This window comes from Endozoicomonas sp. SESOKO2 (assembly GCF_024606245.1).
Classification (GTDB): domain Bacteria; phylum Pseudomonadota; class Gammaproteobacteria; order Pseudomonadales; family Endozoicomonadaceae; genus Endozoicomonas_A.
The window spans coordinates 1-1,320 of the sequence record NZ_JAHHPQ010000343.1; the positions used below are offsets into that span (position 1 = coordinate 1).

Consider the following 1,320-nt stretch of genomic DNA (forward strand, 5'->3'; position numbering starts at 1 on the left):
GTTTTCTTTTATATCCTGGCTTCTCATTGCTGGGATTATCTGCAGCTCTGGAAGTGCTGAGAGCCGTCAATCTGGTGACCGGGCAGAGGGTTTATGAAACTACTGTCATTGCGGAATCATCTGTCAGGAGTAACGTGGGTCTTTCACTTGAGCCCTCTCAGTCGGCGCCGGAGTTTATGGATGTGGTGATTCTGGTCGCTTCAGAAACAGGCGTCGATATTCCTTATGCCTCATTGTCCGGAATTTCTGTTTTGGGAGGGATTGGTAAAGGTGCCAACCTGCTGGCGAGTGCGGGCCTTCTCAGTGGTTATCGGGCTCGACTGGAAGGGGCTGCCGACGCTCTTCAGGCACTCTATCCCCAAGTGGAGTTGAGCCAGACAGCTTTTGAATTGGACCGAAACAGGATGACCTGTGGTGCAGGCACAGCCGCTATGGATATGATGCTCTCTCTGGTTGCTCGAGAGCGGGGAGTTGATCTTGCGGCCAGTGTCTCGGAATTGTTGGTCAGGGATCGTCTCGGTGAGCCGGTGACTTCTTCTTTTGCAACAACTCCCGTCAGAAGGCAACAGCCACAGATTGAGGAAGCAACACAGTTGATGGCTTCTAACATAGAAGAGCCTCTGGGCACCGACGAACTGGCTTCTCTGGTGGGTATTTCTCGCAGACAGCTAGAACGTTTGTTTCGCAAATATCTGGGTACGGTGCCTTCCAGATACTATCTGAAGCTCAGGCTTGAGCATGCCAGAAAGCTGCTCAGGGAGAGTGACAGGTCGGTTCTGGAGGTGGGCATCGCCTGTGGTTTCTGCAATGCTTCACACTTTAGTACGGCGTATAAAAACCATTTTGACCTGACACCCAGAGAAGAGCGTCAATCGTGAGGTTGCCTTATACGGCGGCTTACTGAACAGGACGTCAATACAGGCTGAAAACCTGTTTGCCATCGACAAACGTCATCAGGACTTCGTGGCTTCTGTTTAAAACCGCTACGGATGCACGCTTACCGACTTTGATGCTCCCCAGTTCTTCATGCAGGCCAAGCAGGGTCGCTGGTGTCAGAGACGCCATGTGCACTGCGCTCAGGGGTTCTACATCCACCTTTTCGATCATATTGGCAACGGCGCGGTTGAGTGTCAGGGTGCTTCCTGCCAAAGCACCCGATTCGGTTCTGGCAACGCCATCCTTGACATGAACTGTCAATTGTCCCAGCTGGTATTCACCGTCGCTGAGACCACCTGCGCACATGCAGTCTGTGATCAAAGCGGTTTTATCAACCCCTTTGAGGCGATAGACCAGATCCATGACAACGGGGTCAACATGGAC

General features: G+C 52.3%; 2 protein-coding genes. One reads left to right on the forward strand and one right to left on the reverse strand.

The window, feature by feature from the left end; all coding sequences use genetic code 11:
• The coding region (locus KDK17_RS07845) for a GlxA family transcriptional regulator (protein ID WP_257287778.1) at positions 1-878 on the forward strand (878 nt) is incomplete at its 5' end.
• A 34-nt stretch (positions 879-912) separates the two neighbouring features.
• Here the strand turns inward: KDK17_RS07845 and KDK17_RS07850 are convergent.
• A partial coding sequence (locus KDK17_RS07850) for an amidohydrolase family protein (RefSeq protein WP_257287779.1) occupies positions 913-1,320 on the reverse strand: 408 nt, incomplete at its 5' end.